Origin of the sequence: Desulfatitalea tepidiphila, assembly GCF_001293685.1 — a bacterium.
In the GTDB taxonomy this organism is placed as follows: Bacteria; Desulfobacterota; Desulfobacteria; order Desulfobacterales; family Desulfosarcinaceae; genus Desulfatitalea; species Desulfatitalea tepidiphila.
Window position 1 is genome coordinate 469,938 of sequence record NZ_BCAG01000003.1, and the last position, 15,522, is coordinate 485,459.

General features: G+C 60.4%; 9 protein-coding genes. 4 read left to right on the forward strand and 5 right to left on the reverse strand.

Features of this window, described 5'->3' with window-relative positions; all coding sequences use genetic code 11:
• Nucleotides 1-3 precede the first annotated feature (3 nt).
• A complete protein-coding gene (locus DFT_RS06750) occupies nucleotides 4-1,140 on the reverse strand; it encodes an ABC transporter substrate-binding protein (protein ID WP_054030473.1) in 1,137 nt (378 codons plus the stop codon).
• Nucleotides 1,141-1,239: 99 nt separating this feature from the next.
• Between DFT_RS06750 and DFT_RS26950 the strand changes: the two genes are divergently transcribed.
• From DFT_RS26950 to DFT_RS06760, 3 genes are all read left to right on the forward strand, one after another.
• The gene (locus DFT_RS26950; protein WP_268750669.1) at nucleotides 1,240-1,362 is read left to right on the forward strand and encodes a hypothetical protein; all 123 of its coding nucleotides are present in this window, start codon (nucleotides 1,240-1,242) and stop codon (nucleotides 1,360-1,362) included.
• Between the two features lie 79 nt (nucleotides 1,363-1,441).
• On the forward strand, nucleotides 1,442-1,870 hold the full coding sequence (locus DFT_RS06755; protein WP_054030474.1) for a phosphate-starvation-inducible PsiE family protein: 429 nt from the start codon (nucleotides 1,442-1,444) through the stop codon (nucleotides 1,868-1,870).
• Between the two features lie 167 nt (nucleotides 1,871-2,037).
• Nucleotides 2,038-3,864 (forward strand): putative Na+/H+ antiporter, encoded by a 1,827-nt coding sequence (locus tag DFT_RS06760; protein WP_235506186.1) that lies wholly within the window; start codon nucleotides 2,038-2,040, stop codon nucleotides 3,862-3,864.
• Here DFT_RS06760 and DFT_RS06765 read toward each other — a convergent pair.
• The 4 genes from DFT_RS06765 to hrpA form a co-directional block, all read right to left on the reverse strand.
• Complete coding sequence (locus DFT_RS06765; RefSeq protein ID WP_054030475.1) at nucleotides 3,790-5,958, reverse strand: acetate--CoA ligase family protein; 2,169 nt, start codon at nucleotides 5,956-5,958, stop codon at nucleotides 3,790-3,792. The genes DFT_RS06760 and DFT_RS06765 overlap by 75 nt on opposite strands.
• A gap of 31 nt (nucleotides 5,959-5,989) precedes the next feature.
• The gene (gene valS / locus DFT_RS06770) at nucleotides 5,990-8,644 is read right to left on the reverse strand and encodes a valine--tRNA ligase (RefSeq protein ID WP_054030476.1); all 2,655 of its coding nucleotides are present in this window, start codon (nucleotides 8,642-8,644) and stop codon (nucleotides 5,990-5,992) included.
• Nucleotides 8,645-9,282: 638 nt separating this feature from the next.
• The gene (locus DFT_RS06775) at nucleotides 9,283-10,941 is read right to left on the reverse strand and encodes a fatty acid--CoA ligase (protein ID WP_054030477.1); all 1,659 of its coding nucleotides are present in this window, start codon (nucleotides 10,939-10,941) and stop codon (nucleotides 9,283-9,285) included.
• 266 nt (nucleotides 10,942-11,207) lie between these two features.
• Complete coding sequence (gene hrpA, locus DFT_RS06780) at nucleotides 11,208-15,161, reverse strand: ATP-dependent RNA helicase HrpA (protein WP_054030478.1); 3,954 nt, start codon at nucleotides 15,159-15,161, stop codon at nucleotides 11,208-11,210.
• A 175-nt stretch (nucleotides 15,162-15,336) separates the two neighbouring features.
• Here hrpA and DFT_RS27115 point away from each other — a divergent pair, with 175 nt between their 5' ends.
• Nucleotides 15,337-15,474 carry an NAD(P)-binding protein gene (locus tag DFT_RS27115; RefSeq protein WP_305791177.1) on the forward strand — a complete coding sequence of 46 codons (138 nt, stop codon included), beginning with the start codon at nucleotides 15,337-15,339 and terminating at the stop codon, nucleotides 15,472-15,474.
• The last annotated feature ends 48 nt before the right edge of the window (nucleotides 15,475-15,522 follow it).

Genomic DNA, 15,522 nt, shown 5'->3' on the forward strand with positions numbered 1-15,522 from the left:
GGGTCACTCCAGAACGACAAACGACTGGTTGCGGACCACACTGATGGAGGCTTCCTTCCGGTCCACATCGCCGAACGGATCGAATTCAAATTCGCCCTGCAATCCGGCGAATCGCCGTAAGGTGAGGATGGTCTCTTTCAGACCGGTTCCCCTTTTCTGCGCCTTCAAGGCGGTCAATACCACTTGCAGGGCATCATAGGTGTTCACTCCCGGGAATCCGGGTTCCCTGCGATAGCGTTCGAGGAAAGCCTGGCGAAAGGCCTTGTATCCGGGGGCCTCGCTGTCGCGGTCGAAGGTCTGCACAACGGTCACCCCCTCGACCGCCTTGCCGCCCAGTTCGAGCAGCCGTTCGGTGGCGCCCCAATCGGCGAGGGTGATGGGCACGGCCGTATCGAGCTTGCGGATCTGCTGGCACAGCAGCGCGGAATCCATGGAATTGGCGACGATGAGGATGCCGTCGGGTTCGGCGGCCAGCAGGTCGCGGGCAATCTGTAAAAAGGTGGCGGGCTGGTTGGTATTGAAACCGATGGTGTGGATCACCGCTCTGTCCGAGGCGGTGAACGCGGCCCTGAAATTGTAGAGCCATTTTTCACCAAACGAACGGTTGCCCGTATCGTAGGCGGCCGCGATGCGCCGCATGGTGCCGTTCTGGATGTGATAGTGTGCGCTTTTGTTGGCGAAGGCGCGGGTCGTGGAGGTGACCCGGAAAAAGAAATCGTCGAGGCCTGAAAGTTCTTCGGTGGTCGCCGTCGGGCTCACCGTGACGAGCCGGGCTTCATTCAAAAGGGGGGCCACGGCCACGGCCATGTCGCTGGTCATGGGCCCGATCACGGCCAGTACGCCCGCTGCAATGAGTTCCCGCACCACCTTCCGGGCGGTATCGGGATCCTGGTGATCATCTTTGGCGATCAGTTGGACCGGCCGGCCCCGGATGCCGCCCTCTTGATTGCACTTCTCTACGGCCAATTGGGCCGCATCCAGTCCGGTCACGCCAAGATCGGCCACGCGGCCCAAGGTGCCTGCGACAAATCCAATCTGGAGAGGTTCTTTTGACTCGCATGCAGCCAGCAACAGGACAACGGCAACCACTGCCAAAGTACATGGCCCCAAGCATTTCCTTGAACGGGCGATCTCTTTCATCGTATCGTTTCTCCTGCCGTGCGGTCTGCCGGGAAACTGGCTCAGAAGAGGTCGCACGGCACGAAAAGAGTGGCCGTCCCAAAATGTCAGCAGGTTTTCATGTTTTTGATTTTAGGGCAGCCGGCCTCTACAGGCAAGAAAAAACAGGGCGTTGCAGCACATCTTTTCTATCGCCGGAAAAAGAAGGATTCTTATCGAAAGAAAATGCATGCGGGAACTTGAATCTTGGGTGTATGGTTTTATATATTCTTGGCGTTGGGACTGGCTTGGGCTTTAACAGGGGTAAAGGAGCATCCATACCATGGGCGGGTTTTTGAGAAAATTCGAGCATGCCGTCATTGTCTCCCTGATCGGGATGATGATCGTCGTGGTGCTGATATCGACGGTCGAACTGGCTTACCTGATCGTCAAAGATATCATTTCACCGCCGTTCTTCTGGCTGGAAATCGATGAGCTGTTGGACATATTCGGATTTTTCCTGTTGATTCTCATCGGGGTGGAGCTGCTCGAAACCATCAAGGCCTATCTGGCCGACAAGGTGGTCCATTCCGAAGTGGTGCTGGAGGTGGCCCTGATCGCCATCGCCCGCAAGGTCATCATCCTGGACGTCAAGGAGTATTCAGGCCTGACCATTGTGGGTATAGCCGCCCTGATCGTTGCCATGGGATTGGCCTACTACCTGATGAAGCGGTGCCTGGACCAGCGCAGAGGGGATCGAACGGCCCCGTAAAGGGTTCATATCTGCGTTGCGCATCCCGTCGTCCTTGCGGCGTGCGATCCGTACGCCTCAGGACACGCAATTTCGTTCGCAGCGTTCCTGAACTTTTCACGGCGCAGCCCGCCAAAAAAGCGTTACCGACACCATCGAGCACCATCAAGTGTGATGAAGGGGAGGAGATGAACAGCGTGTTGAGCCGATCCAAATGTGGGATGGTTGTTTTTTGCCTGTTGCTTGAAGTGATCCTCTGGGCCGGCGCGGCCTGGGCCGCGGCACCGGCCGAAGGTGTCGTGGATTTCCCTCCCGCCCTGGACAGTTACGGCGATCAGGACATGACGAGTATCCTGGAGATTCTCAAACACCGTATCCGGCAGCAGCCGTTCAACCTGGTGGCCACCCTCATCTTCTTCTGTGCCATCGTTCACACGTTTTTGAGCAGCAAGTTCATGCAGGTGGCCCACAAATGGGAGCATGAACACGAGGAGAAAATCCGGCAGGGCCGTGCCGATAAGTACTCGGTCCACCACGGTGCCGAACTGTTCCACTTCTTCGGCGAGGTGGAGGTGGTGTTCGGTCTGTGGGCCGCGGTTCTCGTGATCGCCGTCGTCTCTTTTTTCGATTGGCAGACCACGGTCTATTATATCGGTTACCGGGTGAACTATGTGGAGCCGATGTTTGTCGTCACCATCATGATCCTGGCGGCCACCCGTCCCATTCTCAAGCTGGCCGAGGCGATGATGCAGAAGATCGCCAACCTGTTGGGCGGCACTCTCATTGCATGGTGGTTTACGGTCCTGACGCTGGGCCCCACCCTGGGTTCGCTCATCACCGAACCGGCCGCCATGACCATCTCCGCGTTACTTCTCAGCACCAAGTTTTACTCTTTGAAGCCGAGTACGGGCTTCAAATACGCCACGCTGGGTCTTCTGTTCGTCAACATCTCGGTGGGCGGGACCTTGACGAATTTCGCGGCGCCTCCGGTATTGATGGTCGCCGGCCCGTGGGATTGGAGCACGCTCTTCATGCTGACCCATTTCGGTTGGAAGGAGCTGATTGGCATGCTTCTGAGCAACGGCATCTATTATCTTATCTTCCGCAAGGAACTGAACGGCATGCAACATGACTTTGCGGTGGAGGAGCTCAAGCACGGGATCCAGAAGGAGTTGATCAAACGTACCGATCTGGAGGCCGAATTCGACAAAATCAGGCCCATGGTCACCCAGGAGATCGATTTCGGCAAGACAGTGGGAAGCAAGACCAAGGAGGTCATCGACAATGTGAAGATCCGTTTGGAAGCGTCCTATCTGCCCGGTCTTCAAGGCAAGGGTGTGGACCCCGAATTGGTCAAAGAGGCTTTTGACAAGCGGTTCGATGAAATCAAGCTCAAGAAGCTGCGCGAATTCTTTCCCGGACTGCTGCCCAGGGAGCAGCGGGCCGAATTTTTCGATCCCGACTGGGACGAGCGCGACGATCCGGTGCCGACCTGGGTCACTGTCGGACATGTCCTGTTCATGGCCTGGACCATCTTCAATGCCCACCATCCCACGCTGTTCGTGCCGGGCCTTTTCTTCTTTCTCGGCTTCGCCCAGGTGACGCTGCCTTTCCAGAATCGCATCGATTTGAGGCCGCCGCTGCTGGTCGGTTTTTTCCTCGGTGGCCTGGTGATTCACGGCGGATTGCAAGGCTGGTGGATCGAGCCGGTGCTGGGCAGACTCGGGGAAATACCGCTGATGGTGGCGGCGACCATCCTGACCGCGTTTAACGACAATGCCGCGATCACCTATCTGTGTACCCTGGTACCGGCATTCCCGGACGGATGCAAATACGCGGTGGTGGCCGGAGCGGTGGCCGGGGGCGGGTTGACCGTGATTGCCAACGCGCCCAACCCGGCCGGCCAGTCCCTGCTGAAGAAGCACTTCGACGATGCCGTCTCACCGATAGGACTGCTCAAGGGCGCCTTGCTGCCCACCGTCATTCTGTGGCTTTGCTTTGCGCTGTTCCGATAGGCCGCGCGCTCCAGTCATTTGCTCGAGCACAATATTGGCGTCCACGGCCAGGGGCACTCCATTTTTGACCACCAGGGGGTTGATGTCGATCTGCTGAATTTGAGGATGGGCCGCTCCGAGTTCTGCCAGTTGAACCAGCAATTGGGCCGTGGCGACCTCATCCAGGGGCGTCATACCGCGAAACCCTTGCAGCAATCGCCGATTCCGCAGGCTGCGGACGAGCTGGACGGCTTTGGTTTCGGTGAGCGGCGCCAGGGCGAACATCACATCCGGTTGCAGTTCGGCCAGGATGCCGCCCAGCCCGAACATGACGCACGGACCGAATTGCGCGTCCTGGAGAAAACCGGCGATCAATTCGTAGTCATACGAAACCTGCTGCTGGACCAGGATGCGGCCTTTGCCGCCCAGTTGCGTCTGGAGTCGGGCAAACATTTCGAATAGCCGGGGCCGGTCCGAAATGCCCAATTTGACGAGGCCGTGTTCGGTCTTGTGCGCTTTGTCCGGGGCCAGCCCTTTGAGCACCACCGGCAGTCCCACCTGTTCGGCAAAGGCCCACGCTGCCTCGGGTGTTGCGGCGATCTGCTCTTGGACCACCGGTATGCGCCATTCATCGAGAAGGCGTTTGCTGTCGAATTCATCGAGGATCTTCGTCGCGTCGGGCAGTTCCAGGCGCCTAGCCTCGGGAATCGGCGGCAACCGGTATTCGGCTTCGTCCCCGGCGCGTTTCCGGTGGGCATTGAAATGGGCGACGGCCGCCAGACATTCGGCCAGCCGGGTGCCGTCCGAATGAACGGCGATGCCTGCGGACCGTGCGCTTTCCCTGAACCGGCGTTTGGCTTCGGCCAGGCCCATGAGCCAGAAGAGGACCGTTTTGCCCGCTTGATCGGCCCGCTCTTTCAGATTCGCCAGATGTTCGGACATGGCCTCGTCGAGGCCGGCGACAAAATGGATGACTACCGCATCGATTTGCGGATCTTCCAGGACGGCCGAGAGCGAATCCATGAACGCGACGGTGCGGCCGCGCACGGATACGGCGGGAAAGAGGTCGATGGGATTGGCCGGCGGCATCCAGGGTGGAAAAACCGCCTCCAGCTTCTTTTTCGTCTCCGCGGAGAGGGTGGCGATGGTCAGGCCGCTGCGCGCCAGGGCATCGCAGGCCAGAATGCCGGCCCCGCCGCTCAAGGTCATGATGGCGATGCGGCAGGCCGGGTTGAGCGTGGGAATGGCGGTCAGGGTGTGGGCCATGTCCATCATCTGGAAAACGCTGTCGGCCATGACGACACCGGCGCCGGACAGCACGCCGATCGCCAGGCGCGAGTTGCCCGACAGGCTGCTGGTGTGACTCATGGCCGCCTGGGCGCCCGCTACGCTCTGGCCCCCTTTGAGCAGCACGATGGGCTTGGTCGAGGCCGCGGCCAGTTCAGCGAAGCGCCGGCCGCGGGGGATCGATTCGAGGTAGAGCGCGATGACATCGGTGTCGGCGTCCTTTTCCAGGTATGCCAACAGATCGCATTCGTCCACGTCGGCGCGGTTGCCGATGGAACAGGCTTTGGCCACGCCGATGCCCTTGCGGGCGAGTTCGGCCAGGAATACAGCGGACATCATACCGCTCTGCACGATGAGCGAGATACGCCCGGGCAAAAGTCCCGACGTGCGGATACGCGGATGCATGAAGGTAAAGAAGTACTGCCTGGGAACGTCGACGATCCCCATGCAATTGGGGCCCCACAATCGGATTTGGTTTTGCCGGGCGATCTCGTCGCATCGGGCCTGCAGGGTGCGGCCCGCGTCGCCGGTTTCGGAAAAACCGGCGCTTTCGATGATCACCCGGCGCGCGCCTTTCCGGGCGCACGCTTCCAGTACGGCGGGCACGGCCTTGGCCGGTACCAGCACGATAGCCAGGTCCACATGGCCGGGGATGGCGTCGATGGATGGAAAGCAGCGCAGCCCTTCAATTTCGTCATAGTTGGGGTTGATCGGATAGATATCCCCATCGAAACCGGCCTTGAGGTTTTTCACCACATGGTTGCCCAGGTTCTCTTTCTGACTGGCGCCGGCCACGGCCACCGATCGCGGATTGAAAAAGGTCTCCATGCTTCTCCTTGTCTGATCCAGAAGGTGATGCTCAGTCGCTGTCCGGCACCTTCATGTCGGAAAGCTCGACCTGTCCGTCTTCCAAGTGATCGGCGATATGCCAGACGATGCGGTCGCAGCGCGTCGCCGCCTGGATATCGTCTTGGATCATTTCGGCAATGGCTTTGGTCCTGGCGTTGAGATGCACGCCGATGGAGGACAACTGGCGACCGATGGAGAGCTGGTTATCCGTTTTTTGCTTGTTGACGGCGTAAAAAATGGTGGTGGCCAGATCGAAACTCTGCGGCGCTTGCGGCGGCGCGATACCGTCGAAATCGCTCTGCCTGGGCCAGGGGGCGACGCACACGCTGGCGATGCCCCGCTTTTGGGCGAAACGCCACGACCAGACCTCCTCGCAGATGTAGGGCATGTAGGGGGCGAACATCTTGGTCAGGGTTTCGAGGCCCAACTGCAGAGCGGCCAGGGCCGATCCCTGGTCCCCGGCGTCTCCGCCTTGATCCCCCCAGGCCCGTTTTTTGCTGAACTCCAGGTAGGTATCGGTAAACGAGTTCCAGAAGAAGCTCTCGATGGCGGCCAGCGCGGTGGAGAAATCGAATTGGGCCAGATGGTGCTCGGCCTTCTGCACCATGGCTTTCAGTCGATGGATGAAGGCGCGGTCCAGTTCGCAGGTGATGGGACCGGGCTCGCCCTGCTGGGAGAGAACGAATTTGGCGGCGTTGTAGAGCTTGGTCACCAGGCGTTTGCCGATCTTGACGACCTTTTCGTCGTAGGCCGTGTCCACGCCCAGGCGGGCGCTGCCGGCCCAGTAGCGCAGGGTATCGGAGCTGTATTTCTCCATCAGCTCGGTGGGCACCACCACATTGCCCTTGCTCTTGGACATCTTCTTGCGGTCCGGGTCGAGCACCCAGCCCGAAATGGTGACGTTTTTCCAGGGGATGGTGTCTTCGTGCAGCATAGCCTTGACGATGGTGTAAAAGGCCCAGGTGCGAATGATCTCGTGGCTCTGGGGCCGCAGATCCATGGGGAAGAGGCGTTGATGGCGCTCTTTCTCCAGCAGCCAGTGAGAGCCGATCTGGGGGCTGAGGGAGCTGGTGAACCAGGTGTCGAACACGTCGTTTTCTCCGATGAATCCGTTCGGCACGCCGCGCTGGGCCTCCTGGTAGCCGGACGGGAAGGAGATCGATGGATCCACGGGCAGTTGCTTTTCGTCGGCGATGATCGGCCGGGCGTAATCCGGCTCTCCCATGGCATCCAACGGATACCAGACCGGAAACGGTACGCCGAAATAACGTTGGCGGCTGATACACCAGTCGAAACTCAGGTTCTGGGTCCAGTCCAGATAGCGGTTGCGCATGAAGCCCGGGTACCAGTTGATCTGGTTGCCCTTTTCCATGAGCTGCGCTTTCTTGTCGAGGATGCGCACGAACCACTGGCGGGTGGAGATGAACTCCAGGGGTTTGTCGCCCTTCTCGTAAAAACGCACCGCGTGCTGTATCGCTTTGGGGTCGTCGACCAGTGGTGCGTCGGTGCCGGCGGCCGCGCCGCGGGGATCCCGGAGCATGTCGGCGATCGCCGTCTTGGCCTGGGCCACCTTGAGTCCTTTCAGCTGGCCGTAAAAGTGGTTGGCCGTTTCCGGATCGCGGCTCTCCCATCCCGGTTGGCCGAAGGTGATGTCGGCCAGGCGCCCGTTCTTCATGACGATTTGCCGCAGTGCGAGTTTGTGCTCGCGCCACCACTGCACATCGGTCTGGTCGCCGAACGTACACACCATCAGAATGCCGGTCCCCTTTTCGGGATCCACCAGCTTGCTGGGAAAGCAGGGGACTTCGGCGAAGAACAGCGGGGTGACGGCCTTTTTGCCGTCCAGGTGGCGGTAACGCGCGTCATCGGGATGAAACGTCACGCCCACGCAGGCCGCCAGCAGTTCGGGTCGGGTTGTGGCGATGACGAAGCTCTCATCCGAGTCGGCCACGCCGAAGCGGACGTCGTGGAAGGCGCCCGCCGTTTCTCGGTCTTCGACCTCGGCCTGGGCGATGGCGGTTTGGAAATCCACGTCCCACATGGTCGGGCTTTCGGTGCTGTAGACATGCCCCTTGCGGAAGAGATCGATAAAGCTCAACTGGGCCAGAGTGCGGCAGTGCTTGTCGATGGTGGAGTATTCCAGGCTCCAGTCCACGGAAAGTCCCAGCCGCTGCCACAAATCCTTGAAGACCTGCTCGTCTTCGCGGGTCAGCTGGACGCACAGGTCCAGAAAGTTGGGCCGCGACAGGATGCGGGGCGGGCTCTTGCGATCCTTTGCACTGGCCTGCTGCAATTCGACGCCCGCCTCATAGGCCACGGACGGATCGCAGCGAACATGGAAGTAGTTTTGGACGCGGCGCTCGGTGGGCAACCCGTTGTCGTCCCAACCCATGGGGTAGAAGATGTTTTTGCCGAGCATGCGCTGGTATCGCACGATGATATCCGTATGGGTGTAGCTGAAGACGTGGCCCACATGCAGCGAGCCCGACACCGTGGGGGGCGGGGTGTCCACGATAAAGGTCTCTTCTCGGGTGCGGCCGGGGTCGTAGCGGTAAATACCCAGGTCGTTCCACAGGGCTTGATACTTGTCTTCGGCCGCATTGGCGTCGAAGTGTTTGGGCAGCTGTTGCATGTCGATCTCTTGGTGGCTTTTATCAGATGTCATCTTGTCCGCTCAATCGATATTGGGTTGATGCGTGTTCGTGGGGCGGTGATCGTTCGTGTTGCCCCGGGCCCCTTTTCGGCATCCGTGCTTATGTCATGACCGACCGGTGGTGTCAACACGGACACGGCAGCGGGGCTGGCCGTCGATCTTCCATAACTCCTTGTAAGAAATGTTTTATTCGTCGCGCCGGGTCTTGCGGGCATATCGGCAAGCCATCAATTCTAACTGAATGTGATTCATCCTGAAGTGCCTGCTCTCCAGGCGTTGTTTGATATAAGAATTCGCATGGCATCGGTTATGGCAGGCCCGGATGGGGCAGGTGGCCAGGGCCACGTGAGCCTGCGGTCAATAGTGCCGGTTGAATGCAAACGGCGGACAAGCGGCCCAGACTGTTTGAGCGCAGCGAGTTTCTGGGCCGCCCGCCGTGCATTTTACCGGCACTTGACCGCTTGGCGTGTGGCATCGGCCACCTGTCCCATCCGGGCCGGATCTAATGAATGGCGTTCATTAAAAATCGCTGTCGACAAGCTATCTATTTCCGATGTGGGCCCGGTGTGGGCCCGGTGTGGGCCCCGGTGAGGACGGCGGGGTAGTCCGTTGTCCTCGCCGCAGGCGATCGATCCACTGCCGCAGGCAGGCTATCCGTGGCCGAACTGTTTGCGCAGCTCCTTTTTGTTCAGCTTGCCGACGCTCGTCTTGGCGATGGCATCGACGATGAGGATGCGTTTGGGAATGCCGTACTTAGGGATGACCCCCTCATCCACGAAACGCTTGTAGAAATCTTTGAGTTCGTCCTCGGTGATCTTGTCGACAAACGCCGGCTTGGGGACCACCAGGGCCATGGGGCTTTCCCCCCACTTGGGGTCGGGAACGCCGATGACCGCGGCTTCGCTGACCGCGGGGTGCTGGCTGATGATATCCTCCAACTCCAGCGAAGAGACCCATTCTCCGCCGGTCTTGATGACGTCCTTGAGGCGATCGGTCACCTGCAGGTACCCTTCCTTGTCGAAGTAGCCGATGTCGCCGGTGTGCAGCCAGCCGTTATGCCATAGTTGCTCGCTCTTTTCCGCGTCTTTGAGGTATCCCTGGGTCAACCAGGGGGTGCGCACCACCACCTCCCCTGTACTGACGCCGTCATGGGGCTGGGGGTTGCCGTCGGGGTCCACGACCTGAACGTAGGCGCCGGGGACCGGCAGACCGGTGCGGACGCGCACATTGAGCTGCTTCTCCATATCCCAGCCGAGCATCTTGGGCTTGAGATTGGCCACCGTGAGAACCGGGCAGGTTTCGGACATGCCGTAACCGGCGTAGACATTGATCCCCATCTCCAGGGCGGTCTTGGCCAGTCCCCTGGGCAGGGCGGATCCGCCGATGATCACCTTCCAGCCTCTCAAATCCACGCTCTTGGCCGCCGGGGAGGTCAGCAGCATGTGCAGGATCGTGGGCACGCAGTGGGAAAAGGTGACCCTCTCCTTGGCATAGAGCTTGAGCAGCAGCTCCGGTTCATACCGGCCGGGATAGACCTGTTTGTTGCCCATCAGCGTGACCATGTAGGGCACCCCCCAGGCATGCACGTGGAACATGGGGGTGATGGGCATGTAAACGTCGGCGGAGTTGAGATTGGCCTGGCTCTTGTAGGCGCAGTAGGTGGCTAAAATGGCGTAGGTATGCAAAACGAGCTGCCGGTGGCTGAAAAAGACCCCCTTGGGCAGTCCGGTTGTACCGGTGGTGTAGAACGTGGTGGCAATGCTGTTCTCGTCGAAATCGGGGAAGTCGTAGCTGTCCGCGCTTTCGGCCAGAAGGGTTTCGTATTCGGCGTCGATGGTCAGGGCCGTCTCGGCCGAAGGGCCTTCATCGGAGAGCAGGACGATCTTCCTGACTTTCTCGAAGCGTCCCTTGACGGCCTCGAGCATGGGCAGAAACTCTTTGTTGACCAGAATGATGTCGTCTTCCGCATGGTTGATGGTGTAGATAAGCTGCTCGGGCGTCAGGCGGATATTGATGGTGTGCAGAACGGCCCCCATCATGGGAACGGCGAAGAAACACTCCAGATAGCGGTGGCTGTCCCAATCCATGACGGCGACGGTATCGCCGGGTTTGACGCCGATGCGGGTCAGGGCATTGGCCAGCCGGGCCACCCGTTTGCCGAGCTCGGTGTAGGTGTAGCGCTTGACGTCGCGATAGACGATTTCCTGGTTCGGCGAATAGATGAGCGGCGTGGTCAACAGGTGTTTGATCAACAGTTGATAATTGTAAGCGGACGGCGTGGGCTTAAGAATCTTGGTCGTTACTGCCATGTTCCCCCCTGGTAAGTTGTATGTTGACATAAGGGCATTGTTTGAACATTGACGCAAATACCCGTCTATCTGGAAATGCGCTCACCGGTTCTTTGGGTAGGCGTTGAATATGCCGCCGGTCAGCTATCGGAATGCTGCAAGTTGTGGTTCCTGCGAAACACCGTTTGCCATTGTGGAACGTGAAAAACTTACACCATCCCCGCTCGGATTTCAATATTTGACGGCGCCGTCCAGAGATTCCAATTGAACGCGATGTATTAAATCGGCTACACCATCCCTTCGACCTGTTTGAACAGGGCGTCGAGACGCTTTTCGGAAACCGGCTGGCTGGTTTTGATCTCCTGGGCGAAAATAGAGATTTTAAACTCTTCGAGCACCCATACCAGGGTTTCCAGGAGGTGCCGCTTCTCGGCGCTGGTCTGAGGTGTCAGGCCGGCGATCGCGTTCTGCAGGCGCGTTTCGTAAGGTGCGAGGCGTTTGGCCTTGGCGCGATCCTTCTCAAGGTCCAGGACGCCGCGCTGGGCACGCAGGGAAACGGCCTTGAGATAGCGGGGCAGGTGCTGCAGGCGGTCGGTGTCGTAGAGGGTGATGAAATTGTCCGGCACGAGGTGCTGCAGGGCCTGGAGCTGGGACTCCAGGAATTCCTGGAGCATGGGCTTGCCCCGATGACGCTGTTCGATATCACCCAGTTGCGCGCGCAGACCCTGATAGGCCTCCAGGATGTCGATGACCAGGGATTTTTCGGTCTGCCCCCAGCCGGCGATGCCCGCTGTGTGCAGCGTTTCGCAAAAATCATCGAATGCCTTCTTCGTCCGGATGTCGATGCACAGGTGATGATCCAGGACCTGGTCGACCAGTTGTTCTTCCAGGACCCGGCGCCCTCCGAAATAGCGGCATTGGGCCTCGCAATGATAGGGCAGGGCCAGGTTTTTGCGCAAAAACTTGATATCGGCGCCGAGCTGCCGGACGAGCAGGGCCTTCACTCCCAGAAGATGATTGCGGGTGGCGGTGGCCCTGTCCGCGAAGACGGTCAATACCACCATGGCGGCGCGTGGCATTAACGCCGGGTAGGCGGTCCAGCGCCGTCCACCGGGCCCTTTCAGGGCAATCTCGTCCGGCAGGTCCCCCACATCTTCCCATCGTTCGATGGGGCTTTTTTCCCATCGCCGCTGGGCCTCCCTGAAATCGTCGATGGCGCTTCCGGTGGAGACGCGCTGGAGGATGCCGGGGTCGCGCGCGGTTCGTACGACTTTGCCCTTGGCGTCGGTGACGGCGATGCGCATGCGCAAATGGTCGGGCAACTGGCCTTCGTCCCATGCGGCCGGCGGGATCTCCACGTTCCAGCGCGCCTTGACGAAGCGGCTCAAGGCGGTGCTCAACCCCATCCGGCGTTGGATCGGCATGTCCCGGGCGATGGTGGCGACGGTGTCGGCGACAGGCACCAGTTGCTTGCGCAACTCCTTGGGCAACGCCTTGATCATGGCCGCGATTTTTTCTTTGAGCAAGCCGGGAACCAGCCACTGAAATGTCTCCGGGGCTACGCCGGCGGCCGACGGGACGGGTACGTGCACGGTAACGCCATCGTGCTCTTTTCCGGGGTCGAATCGATACTCGCAACGCAGCTGCACGCCTTCGGCGTCGATGCGCTCCGGATACAGGGAAAGTTCATCGGCATCCGGATGACTGGCGAGCAGCTCCTCACGCCGCAGCCGCAAGAATCCATCGTCGCCCCGTTGGCTGATCGTTTTTTGGAGGGTGCGCATGTCATAGACATGGCCCAGGCGTTCTGCATAGAAGGCCATGAGGAACTGTTCGTCCACGAGCAGGTCCCGACGGCGCAGCCGGTCCTGCATTTCGTCTATCTGCTCGACCAGTTGCAGATTATGGGTCATGAAGGGCAAGGGCCGCCGCACATCGCCCTGGATCAGGGCATGGCGGATAAAGATCTCCGCGGCTTCGGCGGGGTTGATCGGTCCATAGGGCCTGGTGCGGCGATCGATGATCAGCCCATACAGCGTGACCTGTTCGGTCGCCACCACCGCCTCGCGTTTGCGCTCCCAGTGGGGATCGAGATGGGCATATCGGCACTGGGCCCGGCCGATGGGTTCGATCCAGACCGGATCGATGGCGGCCGCGCAGCGGGCGAACAGGCGCGAGGTCTCCACCATTTCGGCGGCCACGATCCACTGCCCCGGGTTCTTGAATATCCCCGAGCCCGGAAACACCATGGCTTCGCGCTGGTGGGCGGCCTGGAAGACCTGCTTCTCTTTTTTCAGGGCGATGTTGGAGAGGAAACCGCTGAGGATCGATCGGTGAACTGAAGCATACCAACTGTCGGCGATGTCGCCGGGTTCGTCGGATAGTTTCGTCGGCGCCTTGGCCCGGATGCCGTGCTCGTTGAGTTGGCCGAGGATCTGGTGCAACACCTCGCGCCATTCGCGCATGCGGCGAAACGATAAAAAATTCTCGCGGCAGAACTGCTTGACCTGCTGCCAGCTGGTGCGCTTGGTGGTGACCTGGCGGTAGCGGTTCCAGATGCGCAGCAGGGTGATGAAATCCGAGGTCGGGTCGGCGAAGCGGGCGTGGGCCTGGTCGGCTTCGGCCTGGCGCTCGGCCGGTCGCTCCCGGGGATCCTGGATGCTCAGCGCCGCGGCGATGATGGCTACATCGGCCAGGCAGCCTTGCCGGTCGGCCTCGATCAGCATGCAGGCCAGGCGCGGGTCCAGGGGGAGCCTGGCCATGAGCCGACCCTTTTCGGTGAGCCGGTATCGGCCGCCGGAGCGATGGCCGGTGCCGGCCGGTTCGATGGCGCCCAGTTCGAGCAGCAGGCTGTAGCCGTCCTGGATACTGCGCGGCGCAGGCGGGTCGATGAAGGGAAAGGCCGTTACGTCCCCGAGGCCCAATGCAATCATGCGCAGGATGACTTCCGCCAGATTGGCGCGCAGAATTTCGGGCAGAGTGTAGCGCGGCCGCTGGAGATAATCCTCCTCGCTGTACAAACGGATGCAGATCCCGTCGGCCACGCGGCCACAGCGTCCCATGCGCTGATCCGCGCTGCTCTGGGAGATGGGCACCACGGGCAGGGTGTTGGTGCGCGAGCGGGGCGTGTATTGGGAGATGCGGGCCAGGCCGGTGTCGATCACATAGCGGATGCCTGGGATGGTGACGGCGGTTTCGGCCACGTTGGTGGCCACAATGATCTTCAGGCCGTGGGCCGGCTGGAAGACCCGCTGCTGGTCGGCGGTGGAGAGCCGTGCGAAGAGGGGAATCACCTCTGTGGCGGGATAGCGCCGGCCGCGAAGGATTTCGCAGGTGTCACGGATGTCCTGTTCGGTGGGCATGAAGACGAGCACATCGCCCTTGAGTCGGCCGCGATGGAGTTGATCCAGGGCGCCGGCCGCCTGTTCGATATGGGTGGCGTCGTCTCCGTTTTGGGAGCGTGCGTCGGCATACCTGATTTCGACCGGATACATGCGGCCCGAGACCTCGATCACCGGCGCGTCGCCGAAGGCGCGGGCGAATTTTTCGGTGTCGATGGTGGCCGAGGTGATGATCAGCTTGAGGTCCTTGCGCCGGTCGAGCAATTGCTTGAGCATGCCCAGGATGAAATCGATGTTCAGGCTCCGTTCATGGGCTTCATCGACGATCAGGGTGTCATAGCGGTTGAGGAAGCGATCCGATTGGGCCTCGGCCAGCAGGATGCCGTCGGTCATCAGCTTGATGCGGGTCTCTTCGCCGGTGTGGTCCTGGAAACGGATTTTGACCCCCACGGTCTGGCCCAGGGTTTCGTGCATCTCTTCGGCAATGCGCCGCCCCACGGTGAGCGCCGCGATGCGGCGCGGCTGGGTGACGCCGATAACGCCGTCCACGCCGCGACCGGCCGCCAGACAGAGCTTGGGCAACTGGGTCGATTTGCCCGAGCCGGTCTCGCCGGCCACAATCAACACCTGATGATCGCGAATAGCGGCCAGCAGCGCTTCTTTTTTGGCGCAGATCGGCAGGTCGGGATCGAAGTCCAGAGCGGGTTGGCTTTCCAAACGCCGCTGCCGGACGATGATCGAAGCCGAAACGCGTTGATCCAGGCGTTCACAGCGCGCGCAAAGCTGGTCGTCCGAAGCGCGCCCTTTGGCCATTGCCCGGATGGCGCCTAATTCCCGACGGGCTGCCATGCGATCCGCAAGCAGGGCGTGGGACAGTTTTGCCTGGATGGCATTTATCAAGCTACGTGTTGACGTCACCTGTGACCTGCGATAATCCCTTCATATCATTGACCGGGCATCATTATCATGCCTGGCGGCTTTTTTGAACCATTCCCCAACGGTTGGATGAAGATCCTGATACGCGGGCGGATGCGCCGGTCAGGGAATCGGATCGGTCAGGGCGTTGAATGGAAAAATGGGAGGTCTTATGAAATTCGTGGTCATCGGCGGCGATGCCGCCGGCATGAGTGCGGCCAGCCGAGCAAAGCGCAACGATGCGGGTCTGGAGGTGACTGTCCTGGAGCGCAGCACGACCGTCTCCTACAGCGCCTGAGGCATTCCGTACAATATTTCCGACCCCCGGCGGGCGGTCGCAGATTTG